We start from the raw sequence: 23,977 nt of genomic DNA, 5'->3' as shown, positions 1-23,977 counted from the left end.
ATTGGAGACATTGTCTGAAGTAAAAGAAATAGAGAACAAGAAGAGCTGAAATATTAAGATGCTTTTTTCAGTAACAATGCTGATGAATCAACGATAGTGAACAAATTTTGAGCGCATGTAAAAGTGTAGTAGAATAGCTTTAGATTGAAATGGCCGCTAACTGCGGCCATTTCGCTTGTGATAGCAGTTCATCGATTTGAATTTAGCGGGAGTGCATAAAAATGAAAGTAGTCATTACCGGAGGAGCAGGATTTATAGGAAGTAGCCTGGCAAAGAAGCTATTAATGGCAGGTCATCATGTTTCCATTATTGATCATTTTTCATCTTATTATCATATTGAACGAAAGATAGAGCATCTCAATGAAATTAATAAAATTGGTCCTATAAGCTTACATAGATTTGATTTATTAGATGCTGAAGAGACGATGAATCATTTTGAAGTCCACAGTTATGATAAAGTCATTCATCTTGCTGCTCTTCCTGGCGTTCAGTACTCACTGAAACACCCACATGACTATATTGATCAGGATATAAAAGTAGTTGTTAATGTGTTAAGCGCAGCGGGAGAAACAGGCGTTCCTCATATTTTATTTGGTTCCTCTTCTTCTGTATATGGAAATCGAGAAGAAGGACCTGTGGGAGAAGAACAAGCAAATGGACAGGTGAAATCACCCTATGCAGCAGCGAAAGCTGGAGCGGAATCTTTTTGCCACGCCTATCAATCACTTTATGGTTTCAAATTAACAATACTGAGATTTTTCACAGTATATGGACCGTGGGGACGCCCGGATATGGCGATACCGCTATTTACTGAAAAATTCTTAAAAGGCGAGGAAATTACAGTATATGATCGGAATCAGTCAAGAGATTTTACATACATTGATGATATTACAAATGGGATAAAGTTAGCTCTTAACCAGAAGGGGATAACTGAGACTTATAACTTGGCTTCAGGAGAACCTGTTTCTCTTACTGAGCTAATTGATCTACTTACTAACTATTTTCCACAAGCAAAGGTAAGAGAAGGCACGTTTCGACGAGGAGATGTTCGACATACGTGGGGAGATATTAGTAAGGCACGAAAAGATCTGGGGTATTCTCCTGAAGTTACCTTTGAAGAGGGGATAAGAAGGACAATTGAATGGGCAAAAAGCTATCACGAATAATAAAATGGGTATTTGGCTTGTTCCTAATCTATCTCTTTGGATTTTTACTATTAAATGAATTTAACTTGTCTAGCCTAACGGCACTTACGAACGGTTTGACTAATCATCCAGGCTTAGTATTTGCAATGGTTATCGGGTATACGTGCTCTTTTTTATTACGGGGTTTGTGTTGGAGGTTACTTGTTGATAGGACCATTTCCATGAGAGTTTATTTGGCAGGAATTTTTTATAGCCTGTTCTTTAATCATCTTTTACCGTTTAAGGGAGGAGAAGCTGTAAGAATGGGGGTTCTTGCCCATAAACAAAAAGGACAATGGACGACTTCTGTTCAATCTGTTGTCATTCTACGAGCGATCGATCTTTTCTGGCTTGGTGTTTTTGCCATTATTGGCGCAGAGCTTTTTGGGATAACGGTTAGCACAACGTTTTTATTAGGAATGCTAACGCTCTTTATAGTGAGCGGATTCACTTTAATCCTATATGTAAGAAAAAAAACGAATGCTGGTTTTTTGTCTAAACAGTTCGCTATTTTGAAGAAACTATTAAGCTCCCCTTACATGGTTCTTATCGTTCTCATTTCATGTCTCAGCTGGATAGCTGAAGGAATCGTCGTTTACTCCGTTGCTGGTTTTAACCATCATTTTGCCTATTTAGACGCTATGTGGGTAACCGCTTTATCGGTTGGGTCAGGGGTGTTCCAGCTTGCTCCTGGTGGTTTAGCCACTTATGAAAGTGTGATGAGCTTCTCACTACATCAGGTTGGTATTGGATGGGAAGAAGCCTTTTCAATTGCGCTAGTTACGCATGCTTTTAAATATGCTTATTCTTATATCGCCGGTTTAGTTGCATTCTATCTTTACCCTCTTCGAATTCAAGAGTTGAAATCGTTTATGAAAAAGAAAGGGGAAACATCATGAAACAAGCTTCGAAATTTGAAAAAATAGCAGCAAGATGCTGGAATCTTCTGAATGAAGGGAAGCCGTTTACGCCCATTTTTGTGACGGGTACGATGGTGTTATTATCAATTACCCACTGGACTTCCACCACGTTTTGGGGAGCATTTTTACTAGGGTTTATGGCTGTATTGCCACTTCTCGTACTTTATTATGTTTATGACTATCCGTTATTCTTACGAAATTATTTGTGGCTACCACTCGTAGGCTATTTATTGATTTTTGATCAGTTTTCATATCCAGCAGCTATGCTAGGAATCGGTCTTTATTTTTTCTTTACAATCTTTTTTTGGGGCACCTTCTATTATCACCTTCGTATTGGAACAAGCTGGCTTAATTTCACTCGCTTCTGGAAGCTAGTGCTTAAGAATAGTGATTCTACGAGCGGTAACGCACAGGAACAGCTACCCAAATTTTTATTGATTCTGTCGATTTGGACAGCAGTTATTGACACATCTTTAGCGAGCGGGGGTTCGTTTGATTGGATGACACTTGCGTTCTTTTATGCAGGAGTCTGGTTGTTTAGCTTTATCCTTCACCGATACCTGTTTGATTGGAAGCCGGCAGTGAAACAAGATTACACCAAACCAGTTGAAGCTACGGTGACAAACGATCGCGTTATTATGATTGTCATTGATGGGATGCGTAAAGAGCGATTTCAGGAAGCGAACACCCCATTCCTTGATTCTTTAAAGAAAAATGGGACAGAATACAGTCAAATGGAAACGGTCTATCCAGCCCGTACAGTTGTCTGTTTCTCTTCCATGATGACAGGTACATATCCACTTGAACACGGTATTAAGTCAAATATGGTTTGGAATCTCGGGGTGAAAGTAGAAACAATCTTTGATTCACTACGGAAGGTAGGTAAGACAGGAAGGCTTCTTGGTATTGCCCATTTGGTTGATGCCATGGGTACTGACGTTGATACTGTAACAGCTGTCATGAACAATGACGTAGCTGATACGAAGATTATGGAGGGTGCTCGTCAAATCATGCTTGATAAAAATCCTGACTTCTTTACGGTACAGCTTATTGGGACAGATCAAACAGGACATGCACGAGGTGTACTTTATGACGATTATATTCAAAAAATTGAAGAAGCCGATAAATTAGTAGAAGAGTATGTTCACTTCCTAAAGGAAAATGGGTTTATGGAAAACACAACGTTGATTGTGTGCGCAGATCACGGTCAGGCGGATGGCATCGGGGGACACGGGCATCTTGATGAAGGGGAACGTTTCGTACCATTTTTCTTAAATGGACCATCGATTGCCAAAGGAAAAATCGTTGAAGAAAAACATAGCCTTACGTCCATAGCACCGACTGTAGCGCATTTACTTGGAGCTCCAACTCCATCGCATAGTAGAGGAGTCATTTTAGATGAAGCTTTTCAAGATAGAAAGGAAGAAGTTATGAAATGAAGCAACACGTCATTGTTTTTTTACCTGCACACAACGAAGAAGACTCTATTGGGGAAGTCATTAATCAAATCCCAAGAGATATTCACCCCACCGTTCACGTAAGTGTACTCGTGATCGATGATGGGTCCTCTGACCGAACGGTAGAAGTTTCAAAATCAGCCGGTGCAGACTACATCTATTCCTTTGATAAGAATCAGGGGCTTGGTGCAGCTGTTCGAAAAGGAATTTCTTACTCAGTTGAACTTGGTGCAGATATCGGCGTTATGCTTGATGCTGATAATGAATATCCAGCGTGGCAATTACCTGATCTTCTCCAACCTGTATTTAATGGGGAAGCAGACTATGTAATGGGGTCACGTTTCAAAGGAACGATTGATGGTATGCGATTACATCGACGACTAGGCAATTATTGTTTTACCTTCCTTCAATCGCTTCTTTTACAGAAGTGGATCTATGACGGTCAATCGGGGATGAGAGTTTTTTCAAGACAAGCAATGGAACATAGTGAAATTATACATGATTACAACTATGCTCAGGTGCTTACTTTAAATCTTGTGCGAAAAGGATTTAGGGTGAAAGAAGTACCAATTACGTATCAAGTTCGTTCGACAGGCGAATCTTATATTAAATTTAAAGCCTATTTGACTTCGGTTCTACCTGCAATCTTCAAAGAAATGACACGACCTGTAAAGAAGGTAGCGATTGATGTACGTGCTCATGAACTTGACGTAAATAGGGTGGAAGCTATCTTGGCAGAAAAGTCGCACTAATCGCCAATCTGTTATTGACTTCAATGATGATAATCATTATCATTATCAATGAGGAGGATTTCAAATGAAAAAACGCATTCTATCATCAGTCTTTTTGTTAACTCTTATTTGTACACTTGCTGTACCAGATCTTGCTCAAGCCTATTCATATGGTGATCCTACCGAAGAAAAAGTAGCTGAAGCATACAGCGAGATGTCTGCTAAATTAAATGAATCTCCTCCAAATTTTGAAGAAGCGAACAAAATATTCGCTTCTGTCAAAGACGAAATTCAATTACATATGGGTGATGATGCAGTTCAAGCTGTGCAAAATGAAATAGATAATGAGGACAAAGAAGCTGTGATCACAAACATGCAGCAAGTTCTCGTGCTTAATATTTCTAGACGACTTGAAAACGCTGAAAGTGATTTTGAAGAATATGATACGACGAGAAAACTGGTTGGAAAAGCAGATGCTACATATAAAACGCTCTCTCCAGTAGTCAAAGAAACAAACGCAGAACTTGATGACACAATAAAAAATGAGTTTGAAGTTTTACTTGATTCTCTCGGTAATCCAGGTCTATTTGGAGTTGGGGAGAAAGAATCCAATGAAGAACAATTTGCTGAAAGTAAGAAAGTCATACTTGACGGACTAAAAGATCATTTTGATATGAAATCAGTGGAGATTGGCCACTTTGGTGAAAGTGCGACAGAAGAGGAAACTACGGGTGAAAAAACTGATTGGACTGACTTAAGTCAGCTATCAAATTGGCTTCCTCTCATTATTCTTGTCGTTATTATCGTGGGAGTTGTAATTTACACTGCAAGAAAACGTCGCCGCTAAGCATTTGTTTGTAGAAAGGGGAAAGTTTAATGGAAATTCAGGCATTACTGATCATGTTCAGGGAAGTACTTGAAGCACTTCTCATTATTGGAATCATAACAACCTATATGAAACGAATGGGACAGTGCCAGTATAACAAGTTTGTCTGGTTAGGGGCTGGTCTTGCTGTTGTAGCAAGTGTCGGCGTTGCTATGCTGTTTCAGGTTGTTTTCACAGGATTCGCTGCAATGGGAAGCGAGATCTATCTGAAAATTTCCATTATGCTTATCTCAGCTGTTCTCTTAACGCAAATGGTATTTTGGATGGCTTCACATAGTCGAAACCTTAAAGGGAAAACTGAGGGGAAAATGACCGAATATATTACCACAGGTAATGTTATTGGTATGGTGATTCATTCCTTTTTAGTTGTTCTTCGAGAAGGTGTTGAAACAGTTTTCTTCTTCGCAGCGATTACCGGAGGCGATATTGGTAAAGGGTTTCAAGGGTGGGGAGCGATTACCGGGATTTTGATTGCTTCCGCAGTTTCATACTTCTTCTTTAAAGGTACGATGCGCATTCCACTTAAATCTTTCTTTAAAATTACTGGCATATTCATAGTTCTTATTGCCGGTGGACTGTTTGTACAGGGAATTTCCATGATGCAAGATATTAAATTAATTGGAAGCGTCATGCCTCACGTGTACGATTTAACCTGGTTTTTACCAGAGCATCCCATCGACTATGCCCATTATGTTCGAGATCATGGAGTTGCCCCATTGCTTTCAGGTGATATCGGTATTTTCTTTAAAGCATTGTTTGGGTATTCATCGATGCCTTCAATCGAAGAAATTATTGCCTATGTCGGTTATTTTGCTGTGATTTACTTGCTCGTGAATCATCAGAAAGAGCCTGTAAAAGCAGAAGTGAAAGAATCGAATAATAAAGCCGTTTTTAAAGCAACGAACGAGATGAAGGAATCTGCAATAAAATAAGCTCACTAAGTACAAGGCGAATTCAATCGTCTTGTGCTTTTTTTCTTCAATAGTAAGCAAATCGTGCTTGTTCAAATTCGCACCCTCTTTTGAAAAAAGTAAAGGATGATACAAAATGAATCGAGCTCCTAATCATTCTAAGGAACGTCATGCTGTGTATATAGTGGCATGGGTTGTGTCACTCATTAGCCTAATTTTTATCATTTGGTCGAGATTCATTTATGCAATCGAGTACCCACGTTCCTGGGATCAGGTTGATTTTACTTTAGCCCTAAATCGTTTTGATTTATTTGCAATGCAACCGCATTTTCCTGGATATCCTTATTTCATTCTGGGAGGTATTTGGCTAAATAAGTGGATATCAAACCCGGCTCAAGCTCTTGCCACATGGAATTCTCTTCTTATGTTCCTTGCCATATACCCGATGTATAAAATAAGTCGATCGTTTTTATCAAAGACGTTTAGCATTGTAGCAGTTGCTCTTATGCAATCTATGGTGTTTACAAATGTGCTAACCGTTCAACCGATGAGTGAAGCTTCAGCGGTTGCTGTCCTTTGGTGGTATATGTGGAGTCTACAACAAGCTTTTAAGAAGCATTCAGCTGTTCGAGTTATCATTTCTTCGTTTATCTTTAGTTTATTATTAGGGATAAGATTATCGTATATTCCGTTTGGAATTGGCCTCGTGTTGCTATTCATTCACCGAAAAAAGAATTACACGACAAAACAGTATGTCTCTTTTTTGATATTCCAAATGTTATTGGCAGCTATTTTTCAATTAATATGGATCGGGGGTCTTGCTGTTTCAGAAGGAGGGGTCGCCGCATTTCTTCAGCTCGCTTTAGGATTCTCTGAAGGTCACTTTGAAGAATGGGGAGGAACGGCTGTTTCTGCATCTATCCCGTTCTTTGGGCGTCTATCTCATTTAGTTCTAAATAATATTGTTTGGACAGGGGTTGGGGGGCAACACCTCTTCGTACTGCTATCGCTTTTAACACTCTGTGTATACTTAATCATAAATGGAATGAAAAGAAGTAGGTGGAGTAAAGAAGTTTCATGGTTTGGATGGGCATTTGTTAGCATGACCATTAGTTATGGTGTATGGGCTTTATTTGCACAGAATATTGATAAGCCCCGCCACATTCTTCCGCTTCCAGGAATGTTTTTGCTTGGGTTTTTATGGTTGGGAGTAAACAAACAAAGAGATGTGTCGAAAAGAATCATTTGGTTGTTAATTGTCGTAATCAGTGTGCAATCAACGTACTCTTATACAACGCTCAGTAAAGCGAACAATCCAGCAGCTGTTTATCAATTAATCGACTACCTTGAAGAAAAGAATGAACCGCTTATTGTGTATACTTGGGAAGAAACAAGGGTAATGTCTTATAACCGTGTACCTTTTGAACATGAACAAATCTTCACTTACTCAACATTTCTCGCAGATATTAACTATTATGATGATCATCGCGTGTTTTTAACCGAGCAAGTAGTTGAAGGGTTTGAAAGTCAGGGAGTTGCCATTCGAGATCAAATAAAACAAATCCAAACCTTTCACTCCTCTCCGCTATTTGATCCTGTATATCATGATATTGTGCTATACGAGTTTCTGAAGTAATCAGAAAAGAGTGGTTGTGTTACAATAAAAGGGGAACATAGATACGCCTTGAAAGGGAGTAAAGAGGTGAGTCAACATGGAACAACATCTAAAAAATAAGCTAGCGATCCTTCCTGATCAACCTGGTTGTTACTTAATGAAAGATCGCCAGGGAACAATTATATATGTCGGGAAAGCGAAAGTGTTAAAAAATAGAGTGCGTTCGTATTTTAGCGGATCGCATGATGGAAAAACCCAGCGCCTAGTAAGCGAGATTCGAGATTTTGAATATATTGTCACATCAACAGACCTCGAAGCACTTATTCTAGAGCTAAACTTAATAAAAAAGCATGATCCTAAATATAATGTCATGCTCAAAGATGACAAAAGCTATCCTTACATTAAAATAACCGCTGAAGAACAACCCCGATTAATCACGACGCGCAAAATTAAAAAAGATAAAGGAAAGTATTTTGGGCCATATCCAAACGCCTATGCGGCTAGTGCTACGAAAAAGCTATTAGACCGTCTTTATCCGCTACGAAAATGTCGGAAGATGCCTGATCGAGTTTGTCTTTACTATCATATTGGACAATGTCTTGCTCCTTGCGTAAATGACATAACGAAGGAACAAAATAAAGAGATGATTGATGGAATAACCCGATTTTTAAATGGTGGCCATCAAGAAGTAAAAGAAGACATTGAACGAAAAATGATGCTGGCATCTGAAAATATGGATTTTGAGCGTGCAAAGGAATTTCGAGACTTAATGTTTCATATCGATAAGGTTATGGAAGTTCAGAAAATCCAATCCAATGATGGAATTGATCGAGATATATTCGGCTACAGTTTCGATAAAGGCTGGATGTGTGTTCAAGTTTTCTTCGTAAGACAGGGTAAGTTAATTGAAAGGGATGTTTCACTATTTCCTTTCTATAACGATGCTGAAGAAGATTTTTTAACCTATATCGGTCAGTTCTATCTTCAGCAAAATCATCCTAAACCAAAAGAAGTTTTGCTACCTCAACAGGTAAATGCGCAAATGGTTGAAGAACTTCTTCAAATTCCTGTTCTTCAGCCAAAACGTGGTAAGAAGAAAGAACTAGTTGAGCTGACGATGAAAAATGCGAGCATTGCCCTTAAGGAAAAATTTTCGTTAATTGAACGCGACGAGAAAAGAACCATTGATGCGGTAGAAAATTTAGGTGATCAGTTAGGGATTGATGCGCCACTACGAATTGAAGCTTTCGATAACTCGAACATTCAAGGAACTAATCCCGTCTCAGCAATGGTTGTTTTTCTGGATGGGAAACCAAAGAAAAATGAATATCGAAAATACAAAATAAAAACGGTCGATGGTCCAAATGATGTTGGTTCGATGAAAGAAGTGGTGAGAAGAAGATATTCGAGGATGTTAAAGGAAAGCGGTCCACTTCCTGATTTAATTATTATTGACGGAGGGATTGCTCAAATTCAGGCAGCCAAGGACGTTCTAGAAAATGAGCTCGGTCTTGATATCCCTGTTTGCTCTCTTACGAAAGATGAAAAACATAAAACGTCTCATCTTCTTATTGGTGATCCTCCACAAGGTGTATTCTTACCAAGGAATAGCCAGGAATTTTATCTTTTGCAGCGGATTCAGGATGAGGTTCACCGATTTGCGATAACGTTTCACCGACAACTTCGGGGAAAATCAATGCTGAAATCTAGCCTTGATGATATACCGGGCATCGGCGAGAAAAGAAAAAAGAAGCTACTAAATCATTTTGGATCCATTAAAAAGATGAAAGAAGCGAGTGTGGAGGATCTTCACAACGCTGGGTTACCAATGAATGTCGCAGAGGAAGTCGTAGCTCGATTTGAAAATCAATCAAATTAATTTGTAAGAACATCTTGCGGCATTTACTTAAGTTCGTTATAATGAGTGAAATTTAATAGTTCCACACTTCGAAAGTTGAAGTGATGGTAGAGGCGCAAAAACCATTAGTAAGCTTACGGGAGAGTGTTAAGACTCGTTGATCGTAGTTGAAAGGGGAATTTGCCGAAGTGGAAAGACGCTTATCCGTCTGAAGCTGGATCTGTATTGAATAGGTGCAGAGCTGTCATCCAGTACCTTCCCGGGAATTGGATGGAGAACTATCTCACAAAGGGACGTTTTCTTGGATTTGTTATGAAAACAACAGTGAGATCTTTCTCATTGTTGTTTTTTTATACTTTAATATTGGTATTACTTAATTAAAGTATAGGAAGCATCGTTTTTGATCTTTGCCGATGTTTGATCCATTTCGACTCTTAAATTCGTGAGTATAAGTAAGATGCGATTAAAACGCATAAGGATAACCAAGCTGTATAAGAAAGGATGGAGAGAGTGGGATTACGTGTATTGAAATTCGGAGGTACGTCTGTTGGGGATGTAGAAAAAATTAAAAATGTTTCCAAAAGACTAATGGAAGCAGTAAATAATGGAGACGAGGTTGTAGCAGTTGTATCCGCAATGGGGAAAACAACGGACGAACTTGTGGGGTTATCCAAAGGAATTACCGCTAAACCATCTGCAAGAGAGCTTGACATGCTTCTTACGACTGGAGAACAGGTGACGACTGCCCTATTATCAATGGCCTTGAATGAAGAGGGATACGATGCTATTTCATTAACTGGATGGCAAGCAGGAATTAAGACGGAGACGCTTCATGGCAATGCAAGAATCCTTGATATAGATGCTTCGCGGATGAATCAACACCTCGCTGAAGGGAAGATCGTCATTGTGGCAGGATTTCAGGGACTAACGGATACCTCTGACATTGCTACGCTTGGACGCGGTGGCTCTGATACAACAGCTGTTGCCATTGCAGCTGCTCTTAAAGCGGATCGCTGTGAAATCTATACAGATGTAGACGGCGTGTATACGACTGATCCTCGTTATGTGAAAGGTGCAAGAAAGCTTTCGACGATTTCTTATGATGAAATGCTGGAACTAGCCAATCTTGGCGCTGGTGTCTTGCATCCTAGAGCAGTCGAATTTGCAAAAAATTACAATATCCTGCTTGAGGTACGCTCAAGCTTTACGAATGAACGTGGAACGTTAATTGAGGAGGTCGTATCAATGGAACAAAATTTAGTCGTTAGAGGTCTTGCTTTTGAAAGTAATGTTACAAAAATAACGATTTCAGGCTTACCAAATGAAATCACAACTCTCCCGTCTCTTTTCTCATCACTTGCCGCAAACGGCATTAATGTCGATGTCATCATTCAAAGTACTGGAGAAAAGAATACGACGAGTATTTCATTTTCAATTGAAACAGCATCGCTTGAGTTAACGCTAGATGTACTTCGTCGTATTAAAATAAAGCTGCCGTATGAACAGATCTATCATGAATCAGAGTTAGCTAAAGTTTCAATTGTAGGGTCTGGCATGATTTCTAATCCAGGTGTCGCCGCACAAATGTTTGAAGTTCTTGCTGAACATGGAATTGAAATGAAGATGGTTAGTACTTCAGAAATTAAAGTGTCTACGATCGTACCTGAAGAGAAAATGATTTATGCCATTGAGTCGCTTCATGACAAATTTCAACTGGATGAAAGAACGCCAGTTAATCAAATGTAATGGAAAAGGAGACCACGCGGTGGTCTCCTTTCTATTTAATCTGATCTTTCGGGTCCCATTTGACTGTAAACTGAATTTCGTTCTTTTTATCAGTTTCATAGGCTTCTGCTATACATTGAAGCATATTTTGATATTGTTCAGCAAGAAAGCCTGCTTCTAACTGATAACAGCCTATACGGCTCGTTTTCTTTCGCTCAGTAATCAGGTCTGACTGAAGGTCAAACGTCGCTTCGTTCTTTTTTTCTTGAGCAAGGGATAATTTCCCCCAGCCTGCACGGTGAAAAAAATCTTCGATTTCTTCTCGAGAGGAGAGCGGAAACTGTCTGGCCATTTCTTTTCCTGTCCAATATAAAACAGCAGGCTGCTCGCTCCCAAGAAGTTCTGGAATAAGAATTTCTCTGTAGAATTCATACCCAAAAGCAGTTGTTTCTAGTTCATGACTATAATCAATCGAGTTTGTACGCTTCTTAAACATAAATTCCTCCCAGCTTTTCTACAAAATAATTATAACGTTTAAACGTAAAATCCTCCATAGCACAATCGATAGAATTTACAACAAAGGAAGCGTATTCAATCATTAGAAATGCAAGTCTTGCAAACCAATTTCGAAAAGTCAAAATGTACGCGTTTTCTTGACGGTCCTAAATGATGGGAGTACAATGGGTATGTCACAATATAATCGACAGAAAGCGATGATTTCTGTGCATGCAAAGACTTCTTTAATAGAAAAAATGCACTGGCAGATGGTAGCTTAACAACTTAAAAGGGGGACACACAAAACATGGCCGCAAGTCGAGACTTTGTAAGCCGAAAATTGCATTCGCTTCTAGGAGTAATTCCACTCGGACTCTTCATTATTCAGCATTTAACAGTTAACTATTTTGCAACAAGAGGGCCCGAAGCATTTAATGACGCAGCGCACTTTATGGAGAGCCTTCCTTACAGGTATGTGCTCGAAATTTTCGTCATTTTTTTACCGCTCTTATTTCATGCGATTTACGGTGTGTATATCGCATTTCAATCCAAAAACAACGTAAGCCGATATGGTTATCTACGTAACTGGATGTTTTACTTGCAGCGGATCTCAGGCGTAATCGTATTAATCTTTGTAACATGGCACGTCTGGCAAACGAGAATACAGGCCGCAATGGGAGCTGAAGTGAACTACCAAATGATGGTTGATATCTTATCAAATCCTGCAATGATGATTTTATACATTGTCGGTGTACTTGGTACTGTCTTCCACTTCGCTAATGGCCTATGGTCGTTCTTTGTGAGCTGGGGCTTTACAGTAACGCCTAAATCACAGCGTGCGATGACTTATGTCACAATGATTATTTTTATTGCACTTTCAGTTGTAGGCATGCGCGCATTGTTTGCATTTGTTTAAGAAAGTGACCTGTCTTCACCACGTCTGATACATACTTTTTCAGACAGAGCCAGCAATTAAGGGGGAACCGTTCTTATGAGTAAAGGTAAATTAGTAATAGTTGGAGGCGGCCTGGCAGGGTTGATGGCTACCATCAAAGCTGCTGAAGCAGGAATGAATGTGGATCTACTTTCCATCGTTCCGGTGAAACGATCTCACTCTGTATGTGCACAGGGTGGAATTAATGGGGCTGTTAATACAAAAGGGGAAGGTGACTCTCCCTGGGAACATTTTGACGACACGGTTTATGGAGGAGACTTTCTTGCAAATCAGCCTCCAGTAAAAGCGATGTGTGATGCTGCACCTGGCATTATTCACTTAATGGATCGTATGGGCGTTATGTTCAACCGTACACCTGAAGGTCTACTTGATTTTAGACGCTTTGGCGGTACACAGCACCACCGTACTGCATTTGCAGGTGCAACAACTGGTCAGCAGCTTCTTTATGCACTTGATGAGCAAGTTCGTCGCCATGAAGTCGCAGGTCTTGTAACGAAGTATGAAGGATGGGAATTCTTATCAGCTATTCTTGATGATGAAGGTGTTTGTCGAGGCGTAGTTGGTGAAAATTTAACCACTTCTGAAATTCGTAGCTTTGAAGCTGATGCGGTTATTATGGCAACAGGTGGACCTGGTATTATCTTTGGTAAGAGTACAAACTCTGTCATTAATACGGGGTCTGCTGCTGGTGCTCTCTATCAGCAGGGAGCCATTTATTCAAATGGAGAATTTATTCAAATTCACCCTACCGCTATTCCTGGAGATGATAAGCTTCGCCTCATGAGTGAATCAGCACGTGGTGAAGGTGGACGCGTATGGACTTATAAAGACGGTAAGCCTTGGTACTTCCTTGAGGAGAAATATCCTGCATATGGAAATCTTGTGCCGCGCGATATCGCGACTAGAGAAATTTTTGATGTATGTGTTAGTCAGAAGCTTGGCATCAATGGAGAAAACATGGTATACCTTGATCTTTCTCACAAAGATTCAAAAGAGCTTGATGTAAAACTTGGTGGTATTATTGAAATCTATGAAAAGTTCATGGGTGATGATCCACGTAAGGTACCTATGAAAATTTTCCCTGCTGTTCATTATTCAATGGGAGGCCTTTGGGTTGATTTCAATCAGCAGACGAATATTCCAGGCTTGTTTGCAGCTGGTGAGTGTGATTACTCTCAACATGGTGGTAACCGTCTGGGAGCAAACTCTCTTTTATCATCAATTTATGGTGGCATGGTTGCAGGACCAAACGCGGTGGACTACATTAATGGTTTAGAATCTACTGTAGAAGACCTCTCTTCTTCTCTATTTGAGAAGCACCAGCAAGAAGAGCAGGCAAAACAAGATGCCATTATGAAGATGAATGGAACAGAAAATGCTTATCAAATTCATAAAGAGCTTGGCGAATGGATGACTGCTAACGTTACAGTTGTAAGAAACAACGACAAGCTTAAGGAAACAGATGAGAAAATCCAAGAGTTGATGGAGCGTTACGAGAACATTAATATTAATGATACATCCAAGTGGAGTAATCAGGGGGCTTCATTTACTCGGCAATTATCTAACATGCTGCAGTTGGCGAGAGTGATTACAATTGGAGCCTTAAACCGTAATGAAAGTCGCGGTGCGCATTATAAACCTGAATTCCCTGAACGTAATGATGAAGAATTCCTCAAAACTACGATGGCAAAATACGATGCAGTTAACAATAAACCAGAGTTCTACTATGAAGAAGTTGATACATCATTAATTAAACCTCGTAAACGTGATTATTCTAAGAAGAAAGCGGGGAATAAATGATGAGTGAAAAGAAAACCGTTACTCTTAAAATAAAGAGGCAGGATGGACCTGAGTCAGCACCGTATGAAGAAACATTTACGATTCCATATCGCCAGAACATGAACGTCATTTCTGCGCTCATGGAAATTCGTCGTAACCCTGTTAATGCGAAAGGTGAAAAAACAACGCCGGTTATTTGGGAAATGGGTTGTCTTGAAGAAGTATGTGGAGCTTGTTCAATGGTGATTAATGGGAAGCCTCGTCAATCTTGTACAGCTCTATTGGACCAACTTGAACAGCCGATCAGTTTGGCTCCAATGACAACATTCCCTGTCGTTCGAGATTTGGCAGTCGATCGTAGCAGAATGTTTGATGCGCTTAAGAAAGTAAAAGCTTGGATTCCGATTGATGGAACATATGATCTTGGGCCAGGACCAAGAATGCCGGAGAATAAGCGTCAGTGGGCTTACGAGCTATCAAAATGCATGACCTGCGGTGTGTGTCTTGAAGCGTGTCCGAACGTAAATAGTCGTTCTGAATTCATTGGACCTGCAGCTGTTTCTCAAGTTCGCTTATTTAATGCCCATCCTACAGGTGCAATGAATAAAGAAGAGCGTCTTGAAGGATTAATGGGAGATGGAGGACTTGCGAACTGTGGTAACTCACAAAACTGTGTCCAATCCTGTCCGAAAGGAATTCCTTTGACAACGTCAATCGCTGCAATGAATCGTGCCACCTCACTTCAAACATTTAAAAACTTCTTTGGAAGTGATCGCTAAAAAAGCCCCCCACTGGGGGTCTTTTTTTTGAGTGCAAATTTAAAAGGAAACTTTTTCGATATTTCTCAGGAAATGATGAACAAGAACGAAGCTTGTCAAAATGGTTTTCTACAATTGTTTTGGATAAAAATGTGAATGGATGTAACACGTATGAAAGAATTTCATATATTGTATGGACTATATGATTTCAGTTGAAGTAGCTTTGTTGCCCTATCGAGGAGGGTGGAATGTTGAAAGGGAACCACTACCGACCAAAGCCACTATTAACCAAAAGAGAAAGAGAAGTTTTCGAACTGCTTGTTCAAGACAAAACAACAAGAGAAATCGCAGAAGAACTGTTTATTAGTGAAAAAACAGTTCGGAACCACATTTCGAACACGATGCAAAAGCTTGGAGTAAAGGGGCGTTCTCAGGCTGTTGTTGAATTGCTTCGACTGGGAGAGTTAGAAATTTAGTGAAACCGGCTTAGCAAAGCCGGTTTTTCCTTTTATTATAGTTGAGAGTATAAACCGTTTCGATGGTATTTTAGAATAACACCTTAGCGTATTTGGTAAATAAAGAAAGGCCATTAATAATAATGTTTAAGAAATATGGTCGATAATGGTGAAATATGATTCTAAAACAGTTAATATGGGGGGAAGTGGTCGATTGGAACGTTTTCTCATTGACGTAAACTTTGTAATTTACTATTATTAGTACGTTCATAATCACAAATGAAACCGGTTTAATGAGGGGAACTTGAACATGAATGGTGGATTTGAAATAAAAAAAATTCTGAATAACAACGTCGTGATCGCCATATCTGAACAAGGTAATGAAGTGATCTTGACTGGAAAAGGCATCGGCTTTAATCAGAAACAGGGTGAAAGACTAGATGAATCGAGAGTGGACAAGTATTTTGTTCTTATAGATAAACATGAACAGGAACAGTATAAGTTATTGCTTCCGCATGTTCCAGAATCATTTATTGGCATAATGAATGAGACAATCTCTTTAATTAGTGATAAGTTAAATGCAGAACTAGATGAGCATATCCATGTTTCATTAACAGACCATCTTTCATTTGCGATTAAACGTCTAAGTCAAGGGCTTGATGTGAAAAACCCTTTTCTAGTGGAGACACAAACGATGTATCCGAAAGAATATACGATTGCTGAAGAAGTCATTCAGCATATTAATCATAAATTAGACGTTGCTCTACCAGATGGAGAGATTGGCTTTGTTGCGTTGCATATTCATAGCGCTATAACAAACCGTAGTGTAGGGGAGCTAAACAAATATTCTGCTTTGATGAGTCAGCTTGTCAATGTTATTGAAGAGTCACTTCACATCGATATTGATCGTACGGGAGTTGATTACTTACGGCTTGTGCGTCACCTCAGACATGCAATTGAACGAAGTGAATCAAATCAGCCGGTTGAAGCACATGAACGTTTAGAAAAAGTATTGAAAGAAGAATATCCAATGTGCTATAATCTTTCATGGAAGTTGATTAAAATAATGCAAAAGGATCTTCGTACGAATTTTCCTGATGCAGAAGCAGTTTACTTAACAATGCACTTGCAAAGGCTTTCTCCTAAATAACTTAATACTTAACGGTAACGTGTTACTGATACGATCAGGCATGAGTGAAACCGGAATGACAATATTGAATTGGGGTATAGTATATCCTGATTGAATTGGCATTCCATCACTCATGCCTTTTTTATATGTAATTTTTGGGGGAAAAATAAAAGGAGGAAAACAAATGTTTAAACAAGCTTTCGGGGTTTTACAACGCGTTGGTAAAGCGTTAATGCTACCAGTTGCGATTTTACCTGCTGCAGGTTTACTACTTGGGTTTGGTAACGCTTTTCAAAACCCAACATTGCTAGAAAAGTTACCATTCATGTCTGCAGAATGGTTCCAATTACTTGCTACCGTTATGGAAGAGTCTGGTGGGATTGTATTTGCTAACCTTGCTCTCTTATTCGCGGTTGGTGTAGCAATTGGCTTATCTGATGGAGACGGGGTTGCAGGTATTGCGGCAATTGTCGGTTTCCTTGTTATGAATATCACGATGGGCGTACTTGAAGGTGTTTCTGCTGATCAAGTTGCTGAAAGCGCATCATATGCCAATGTGTTAGGTATACCTACCCTTCAAACAGGGGTATTTGGAGGAATTATTGTCGGTATTCTTGCCTCCTATATGTATAAACGGTATTATAATATTCAACTTCCTCAATATCTTGGCTTCTTTGCTGGGAAACGTTTTGTTCCAATCGCTACCGCGGTATCAGCTTTGATACTTGGTGTAATTATGATTTTTGTATGGCCACCAATTCAATCAGGTCTTAATGCATTTTCACACAACATGCTTGATGCAAATCCTGCTCTCGCAGCATTTGTATTCGGTGTTATCGAACGTTCATTAATTCCATTTGGACTTCACCATATCTTCTACTCACCATTCTGGTTTGAGTTTGGACAGTATACTAATGCTGCTGGTGAAATTATCCGAGGAGATCAAAAGATTTTCTTTGAACAATTAAAAGATGGTGCTGAACTTACAGCTGGTACATTCATGACTGGTAAATTCCCGTTTATGATGTTTGGTCTTCCTGCGGCAGCCCTTGCCATGTATCATGAAGCTAGACCAGAAAAGAAAGCGGTTGTAGCTGGGATCATGGGATCTGCTGCCTTAACATCTTTCTTGACGGGTATTACAGAACCACTTGAATTCTCATTCCTATTCGTTGCGCCAGTTCTATTTGGAATTCATGCGATTTTTGCAGGACTTTCCTTTATGACTATGGCACTGCTAGATGTTAAAATTGGGATGACTTTCTCCGGTGGTGTCATTGACTTCCTTCTATTTGGAGTTTTACAAGGAAGAACCGCATGGTGGCTCGTTATTCCAGTAGGGTTGGTATTCGCTTTAATCTACTACTTCGGATTCCGATTTGCGATTCGCAAGTTTAACCTCATGACTCCTGGACGCGAAGAAGATGAAGAAGAGGAAATTGCTGACGACGGACAGGAAAATACGGCTCTTGCTTATAATGTGCTTCAAGCTCTCGGCGGTGAAAGCAATATTACAAGTCTTGATGCTTGTATTACACGACTTCGTGTTTCTGTTGCCGACAAAGGCGAAGTGGATAAGAAGCGTTTGAAACGTCTTGGAGCATCAGGTGTTATGGAAGTAGGGAATAACATTCAGGCAATCTTTGGTACACAGTCCGATGGGTTGAAGGGACAAATCAGAGATATTATGAGTGGAAAAACCCCTAAACCGCTTCAAGATCAGAAGAAAGAAGAACAATCTGAAAAACCTTCTGGTGTTAAAGGAAAAGATCATCTTATTGCTCCTATAGAAGGAAAAATCATGCCAATCACCGAAGTGCCTGATCAGGTATTCTCTGGTAAGATGATGGGTGACGGTTTTGCAATTGAACCGACAGATGGCTTGATTGTCGCACCAGTTGATGGCAAAATAATGAATGTGTTCCCAACAAAGCACGCAATTGGAATTGAGTCAGTTAATGGTCGTGAAATTCTCATTCATGTTGGAATTGATACAGTTAACCTCAAAGGTGAAGGGTTCGAGGTGTTTATTAGCGAAGGCGATGAAATCAAGCAGGGACAAAAGCTTATGAAAGTCGACCTTCCTTATATTAAAGAAAATGCAACTTCGACCATTACGCCTATTGTGTTCACAAACCTTGAAGAGGGGGAAACGATTGACCTTTCAAAAGAAGGCACTGTTTCTCGGGAAGACAAAGATATTATTACAATATCCAAATAAAAAATAACAAATTGAAAGAGGGAATTAAAAATGGCAGAGAAAAATTTCACAGTAACAAGCGAATCAGGTATCCACGCTCGTCCAGCAACTGCACTAGTAAACAAAGCAGGTCAATATAGCTCTGACGTAACACTTGATTATAACGGGAAGTCTGTTAACTTGAAATCCATTATGGGTGTTATGAGCCTTGGAATCCAACAAAACTCTGAAATCACAATCAAAGCAGAAGGATCAGATGCTGATGAGGCGATTGCAGGACTAACTGAAGTTATGGAAAACGAAGGTCTAGGCAAATAATGTCTAACCAGTTGACTGGAATTGGCGCTTCTGCGGGGATAGCTATTGCTAAAGCGTTCGTACTCGAAAACCCGGCTCTTGAAATTGAACAAACCTCAATTTCTGATGCAGGTGCTGAAATCGAACGTTTTGAAGCGGCCGTTCATCGTGCTAAAGAAGAACTCGAAGTAATTAAAAACCACGCCAATGAACAGCTCGGAGAAGATAAAGCAGCGATTTTCGCTGCTCATCTTCTCGTTTTATCTGATCCAGAGTTGTTGAATGCGGTTAAAGATAAAGTGAACAATGATAATGTGAACGCAGAAAGTGCAATGAATGACGTATCTAATATGTTTATTAGCATGTTTGAGAATATGGATAACGAGTACATGAAGGAACGTGCTGCAGATATTCGAGACGTATCTAAACGTGTGCTTGCTCATTTGCTGGGCGTGACATTTACTTCTCCTGGAGCGATTACAGATGAAGTGATTGTGTTAGCAGAAGACCTAACTCCTTCTGACACTGCTCAATTAAACAAGCAGTTTGTTAAAGGATTTGCGACTGATATTGGTGGGAGAACATCTCACTCTGCCATCATGGCTCGTTCAATGGAAATTCCGGCTGTTGTTGGAACGAAAACAATTACTTCAGAAGATGTAGAAGGTAAGATTGTGATCATTGATGGAATCGATGGTAATGTGATTGTTGATCCTACTGAGGAAGAAATCGCACAATATACGAAGAAAAAAGAACACTTCGAAGCCAAAAAGCAAGAATGGGCGAAGCTTGTAAATGAGCCTACAACAACAAAAGATGAGAAACATGTTGAACTTGCAGCAAATATCGGAACACCTGAAGACGTTAAAGGGGTTCTTGAAAATGGTGGAGAAGGTGTTGGTCTTTACCGTACTGAGTTTCTTTATATGGGACGTAATGAATTGCCATCAGAAGAAGAACAGTTTAACGCGTATAAAGAAGTTCTAGAGAAAATGGACGGCAAGCCAGTTGTCATCCGTACGCTTGATATCGGTGGAGATAAAGAGCTACCTTACTTAAATCTTCCAAAAGAAATGAATCCTTTCCTTGGGTTCCGTGCGATTCGCCTTTGCTTGGAAGAAACGGAGATTTTCCGTACACAACTCCGCGCACTACTACGTGCTAGTGTATACGGAAACTTGAAAGTGATGTTCCCTATGATTGCAACTGTGGGTGAATTCCGTCAAGCAAAAGAAATGCTTCTAACTGTTAAAGAGGAGCTAGTTGGTGAAGGGATTCAGGTTTCAGAGGACATCGAAATTGGAATGATGGTTGAAATTCCAGCAACTGCTGCTATGGCAGACGTTTTTGCTAAGGAAGTTGATTTCTTTAGTGTTGGAACAAATGATCTTATTCAATATACGATGGCTGCTGACCGTATGAATCAAAAAGTATCTTACTTGTACCAACCATATAACCCTGCTATTCTTAGACTTGTGAAAATGGTTATTGATGCCGCTCATAAAGAAGGCAAGTGGGCAGGTATGTGTGGAGAAATGGCAGGAGACCAAATCGCGATTCCGATCCTTCTTGGTCTTGGGCTGGATGAGTTTAGTATGAGTGCAACGTCTATCTTGCCTGCTAGAAGTCAAATGACGAAGCTATCAAAAGAAGAAATTTCTTCTCATATTGATCATATTCTATCACTAGCAACAAATGAAGAAGTGATCTCTTACGTACAAGAACATTTCGCAACGGAAGAGCTATAGGAAACTATAGCTCTTTTTTTGTTTATCATCCGCAAACGAGTCCAAATGGCGAATCGTGGGATTTGGGTTTTGAATGTTTTGGATCGTGATCGGAAAATTTGGATGTTTCGCTTTAATGGTTGGAACTTGCATAATAAATCATACACTCTTCTTGCATTTCAAGGCGCTTCCAATCAAAATAGATTATAAGATACCGTAAGGGGGAGACTAGATGTCTGAAGAATTAACGAGACAACCAGCTTCAATTGTTGATATAGAGAAATCACTTCGAATGGTGGCTGGAATCATTAAGCAAAATGGACGTGAACTTTTAAGTGAATTTTCCATTACCCCTCCTCAATTTCTCGCACTCCAATGGCTTTCAGAATATGGGGACTTAACCATTGGTGAGCTATCAAATAAGATGTACCTTGCTTGTAGCACAACGACGGATCTAGTAGATCGAATGGAAAAAACGGATTTAGTAAAACGTGTCAAAGACCCACATGATCGTCGCGTTGTACGAATTCATATACTTGAAAAGGGAAATGACATTATCAAAAAGGTTATTCATAAAAGACAGGTCTATTTGGAAAGGATTACTCAGAAATTTTCAGGTGATCAAGTAAAAGCATTGGAAGAAAGTTTGCATTTGCTTTATGACGAAATGAAAAAGAGCGAATAGGACCGGTAAGTAGAGAGGCGAATTGTTTTGAAAAAACCAATTGGGGTTATCGATTCTGGGGTTGGCGGTTTAACGGTAGCTCGCGAAATTATGCGTCAATTACCCAAAGAAGAAATTGTCTATTTAGGTGATACGGCAAGGTGTCCATATGGACCTAGATCTGCTTGTGAAGTGAAGCAGTTTACTTGGGAAATGACCAATTATCTTTTAGAAGAATATCAAATTAAAATGCTCATTATTGCCTGTAATACAGCCACTGCGGTAGTATTGAAAGAAATTCAGGATGAACTCAATATACCAGTTAGAGGCGTGATTCATCCCGGTGCAAGAAGCGCTCTAAAAGAAACAACGAGTAAATACATTGGGGTCATTGGCACAGCAGGTACAATTAAAAGCAGGGCATATGAATATTCACTTAAAGCGATTGATGATGATGTTAAGGTTGAAAGCCTTGCTTGTCCGCCTTTTGTTCCACTTGTGGAAACCGGTAATCTCTCAAGTGAAGAAACGTATCAGACTGTTAGAAATACCCTATCTCCTTTACTAAATAAAGGGATTGATACATTAATTTTAGGTTGTACCCATTACCCATTATTAGAACCGGTTATCCAATCGGTGATGGGAGAAAAGACAGCGATAATTTGTTCTGGGGATGAGACGGCCTATGAAGTGAGTGGGATCTTAGAGTATAGCTCGCTTTTATACACTGGAGATAAACGCCCATCTCACACATTTTTAACAACAGGATCAATCGACAACTTCACAAGAATTGCAAGTCACTGGCTAGATTATCCTGTAACAAATGTGAAGCGTATCGAACTCTAATCCATTTTGGATTAGAGTTTTTTTATATTTCTATTCATACTGCTGTTACAATTATAAGAGCTTAGCAGGAATCACTAACAGATTGCGTGGCCGTTATATACATATTGGTGGAATTGATGAAAGAAAACTGATCACGCAATTCTTATCTTATAACGTGAAAGGTATACAAGTTATTGTGACCAAGAAGGTATAAATTGAAATATAACTCGTATAAATGATAGTACAAACCATCCGGGGAGGGATAGCTATGCGTTTACGCGGAATTGGATTCGTGCTATTGTTGCTTTCATGTATATTAACAATATCTGGCTGTGGTTTCGGTTTTGAGAAGTCGTTGAAGGAGATCGATCCTCCAAAAGTTGATTATGTTAAGGACGGAAAGCAAATGCAGGATAAGGAGACTGGTGCAACTAAGGAAGGAGAGGTAGAAGAGGCGACAGGAGAAGAACCTTCGGAAGAAGCAACGGGAATGACAACGCGTCAGCTTTATCTACTTGATGCAAATGGAATGGTGGTACCTCAGAGTTTCCAACTTCCGGCAGTGGAAAGTGCTGCGAAACAGGTGCTTGAATACCTAGTGATTGATGGTCCTGTAACTGAAATGCTTCCGAACGGGTTTAAAGCAGTATTACCTGCAGGAACAGTGGTTCAGGGTATTGATCAGGTAGATGAGACGTTAGTTGTGGATTTTTCAAACGAATTTAAAGACTATGCAGCTGAAAATGAGAAACAAATTCTTGAAGCTGTCACTTGGACGCTTACTCAATTTGATGGCGTTAAGAAAGTGAAAATTCAAATCAATGGCTATGATCAAACAGAAATGCCAGTTAATGGCACGCCGATTGGTGAAAGTGTGAGCAGAGCTAACGGAATCAATCATGAAATGGGTAACGTTGTAGATGTCTCCAATAGCGAAGATATTACGGTTTACTTTATGGCTCAAAACGAAGACTATTCCTATTATGTGCCGGTAACAAAGCGTATGGAAGGTGCATCGAACGATGTAAGAGGTGTTTTAAAAGGTTTGATGGAAGGACCACCTGTTCAATCTGGATTATTTAGTCAGTTTTCGAAAGATATTAAATTACTTGGTGCAAATGAAAAGGACGGATTATTAACTCTAGATTTTAATGAAGCCATATTAACTGGATCAGAAGAAATGGTTCTCCAGCAAGACTTGTTAAATAGCCTTGTGCTTTCGTTAACTGAGCAAACAGATATAAATGAAGTAGCCATAACAGTAGATGGACATCCTGAAGTGATGGATGAAGCAGGAAACGCTTTGAGTGAACCAGTTTCAAGGCCAGAAGACGTTAACAAAGTGGGTTTTTAAAATAGAATATGATAGGATGTAGAGGCAGGGAAACTGCCTCTTTTCCATGTTA

21 protein-coding genes and 1 riboswitch are annotated in these 23,977 nt (G+C 39.7%); of the genes, 20 read left to right on the top strand and 1 reads right to left on the bottom strand.

The window, feature by feature from the left end; genetic code table 11:
* Positions 1-221 precede the first annotated feature (221 nt).
* The 9 genes from PQ511_RS05965 (at position 222) to PQ511_RS05925 (ending at position 11,308) form a co-directional block, all read left to right on the top strand.
* Entirely contained in the window at positions 222-1,166 is a 945-nt protein-coding gene (locus tag PQ511_RS05965) for a GDP-mannose 4,6-dehydratase (RefSeq protein WP_273850990.1), read from the top strand.
* On the top strand, positions 1,142-2,083 hold the full coding sequence (locus PQ511_RS05960) for a lysylphosphatidylglycerol synthase transmembrane domain-containing protein (RefSeq protein WP_273850989.1): 942 nt from the start codon (positions 1,142-1,144) through the stop codon (positions 2,081-2,083). The genes PQ511_RS05965 and PQ511_RS05960 overlap by 25 nt, the downstream gene beginning before the upstream one ends.
* Positions 2,080-3,543: an alkaline phosphatase family protein gene (locus PQ511_RS05955; RefSeq protein WP_273850988.1), complete on the top strand. Its 1,464-nt coding sequence runs from the start codon at positions 2,080-2,082 to the stop codon at positions 3,541-3,543. Before PQ511_RS05960 ends, PQ511_RS05955 begins: the two co-directional genes overlap by 4 nt.
* A complete protein-coding gene (locus PQ511_RS05950; protein ID WP_273850987.1) occupies positions 3,540-4,313 on the top strand; it encodes a glycosyltransferase family 2 protein in 774 nt (257 codons plus the stop codon). Before PQ511_RS05955 ends, PQ511_RS05950 begins: the two co-directional genes overlap by 4 nt.
* 64 nt (positions 4,314-4,377) lie before the next feature.
* Entirely contained in the window at positions 4,378-5,139 is a 762-nt protein-coding gene (locus tag PQ511_RS05945) for a hypothetical protein (RefSeq protein ID WP_273850986.1), read from the top strand.
* A gap of 29 nt (positions 5,140-5,168) precedes the next feature.
* On the top strand, positions 5,169-6,110 hold the full coding sequence (locus PQ511_RS05940; protein WP_273850985.1) for an FTR1 family iron permease: 942 nt from the start codon (positions 5,169-5,171) through the stop codon (positions 6,108-6,110).
* A 115-nt stretch (positions 6,111-6,225) separates the two neighbouring features.
* Complete coding sequence (locus tag PQ511_RS05935; RefSeq protein ID WP_273850984.1) at positions 6,226-7,725, top strand: hypothetical protein; 1,500 nt, start codon at positions 6,226-6,228, stop codon at positions 7,723-7,725.
* Positions 7,726-7,801: 76 nt separating this feature from the next.
* Positions 7,802-9,583, top strand: coding sequence for an excinuclease ABC subunit UvrC (uvrC, locus tag PQ511_RS05930; protein ID WP_273850983.1), 1,782 nt, complete (start codon positions 7,802-7,804; stop codon positions 9,581-9,583).
* Positions 9,584-9,662: 79 nt separating this feature from the next.
* Positions 9,663-9,851: riboswitch (Lysine riboswitch) on the top strand.
* Between the two features lie 221 nt (positions 9,852-10,072).
* Positions 10,073-11,308: an aspartate kinase gene (locus PQ511_RS05925; protein WP_273850982.1), complete on the top strand. Its 1,236-nt coding sequence runs from the start codon at positions 10,073-10,075 to the stop codon at positions 11,306-11,308.
* Between the two features lie 31 nt (positions 11,309-11,339).
* Here PQ511_RS05925 and PQ511_RS05920 read toward each other — a convergent pair whose 3' ends face one another.
* Entirely contained in the window at positions 11,340-11,783 is a 444-nt protein-coding gene (locus PQ511_RS05920; protein WP_273850981.1) for a YslB family protein, read from the bottom strand.
* A 306-nt stretch (positions 11,784-12,089) separates the two neighbouring features.
* Between PQ511_RS05920 and PQ511_RS05915 the strand changes: the two genes are divergently transcribed.
* The 11 genes from PQ511_RS05915 (at position 12,090) to PQ511_RS05865 (ending at position 23,925) form a co-directional block, all read left to right on the top strand.
* The gene (locus PQ511_RS05915; RefSeq protein WP_273850980.1) at positions 12,090-12,698 is read left to right on the top strand and encodes a succinate dehydrogenase cytochrome b558 subunit; all 609 of its coding nucleotides are present in this window, start codon (positions 12,090-12,092) and stop codon (positions 12,696-12,698) included.
* A 75-nt stretch (positions 12,699-12,773) separates the two neighbouring features.
* Complete coding sequence (gene sdhA, locus PQ511_RS05910) at positions 12,774-14,537, top strand: succinate dehydrogenase flavoprotein subunit (RefSeq protein ID WP_273850979.1); 1,764 nt, start codon at positions 12,774-12,776, stop codon at positions 14,535-14,537.
* On the top strand, positions 14,537-15,295 hold the full coding sequence (gene sdhB, locus PQ511_RS05905) for a succinate dehydrogenase iron-sulfur subunit (RefSeq protein WP_273850978.1): 759 nt from the start codon (positions 14,537-14,539) through the stop codon (positions 15,293-15,295). Before sdhA ends, sdhB begins: the two co-directional genes overlap by 1 nt.
* Positions 15,296-15,522: 227 nt before the next feature.
* The gene (locus tag PQ511_RS05900; RefSeq protein WP_369810531.1) at positions 15,523-15,750 is read left to right on the top strand and encodes a helix-turn-helix domain-containing protein; all 228 of its coding nucleotides are present in this window, start codon (positions 15,523-15,525) and stop codon (positions 15,748-15,750) included.
* 289 nt (positions 15,751-16,039) lie between these two features.
* Positions 16,040-16,879 (top strand): glucose PTS transporter transcription antiterminator GlcT, encoded by an 840-nt coding sequence (gene glcT / locus PQ511_RS05895; protein WP_273850977.1) that lies wholly within the window; start codon positions 16,040-16,042, stop codon positions 16,877-16,879.
* Between the two features lie 163 nt (positions 16,880-17,042).
* A complete protein-coding gene (gene ptsG / locus PQ511_RS05890) occupies positions 17,043-19,079 on the top strand; it encodes a glucose-specific PTS transporter subunit IIBC (protein ID WP_273850976.1) in 2,037 nt (678 codons plus the stop codon).
* A gap of 30 nt (positions 19,080-19,109) precedes the next feature.
* Positions 19,110-19,376, top strand: coding sequence for a phosphocarrier protein HPr (locus PQ511_RS05885; protein WP_098444446.1), 267 nt, complete (start codon positions 19,110-19,112; stop codon positions 19,374-19,376).
* Positions 19,376-21,103 carry a phosphoenolpyruvate--protein phosphotransferase gene (gene ptsP / locus PQ511_RS05880; protein ID WP_273850975.1) on the top strand — a complete coding sequence of 576 codons (1,728 nt, stop codon included), beginning with the start codon at positions 19,376-19,378 and terminating at the stop codon, positions 21,101-21,103. Before PQ511_RS05885 ends, ptsP begins: the two co-directional genes overlap by 1 nt.
* Positions 21,104-21,314: 211 nt before the next feature.
* A complete protein-coding gene (locus PQ511_RS05875; RefSeq protein WP_273850974.1) occupies positions 21,315-21,767 on the top strand; it encodes a MarR family winged helix-turn-helix transcriptional regulator in 453 nt (150 codons plus the stop codon).
* Between the two features lie 21 nt (positions 21,768-21,788).
* Positions 21,789-22,592 (top strand): glutamate racemase, encoded by an 804-nt coding sequence (gene racE, locus PQ511_RS05870; protein WP_273851141.1) that lies wholly within the window; start codon positions 21,789-21,791, stop codon positions 22,590-22,592.
* 247 nt (positions 22,593-22,839) lie between these two features.
* A complete protein-coding gene (locus PQ511_RS05865) occupies positions 22,840-23,925 on the top strand; it encodes a GerMN domain-containing protein (RefSeq protein ID WP_273850973.1) in 1,086 nt (361 codons plus the stop codon).
* Positions 23,926-23,977 lie beyond the last annotated feature (52 nt).

Origin of the sequence: Guptibacillus spartinae, from assembly GCF_028610625.1 — a bacterium.
Lineage (GTDB): Bacteria > Bacillota > Bacilli > Bacillales > Guptibacillaceae > Guptibacillus > Guptibacillus spartinae.
Note: the sequence above shows the minus strand (reverse complement) of the source record. Positions and strands in the feature narration are given on the sequence as shown.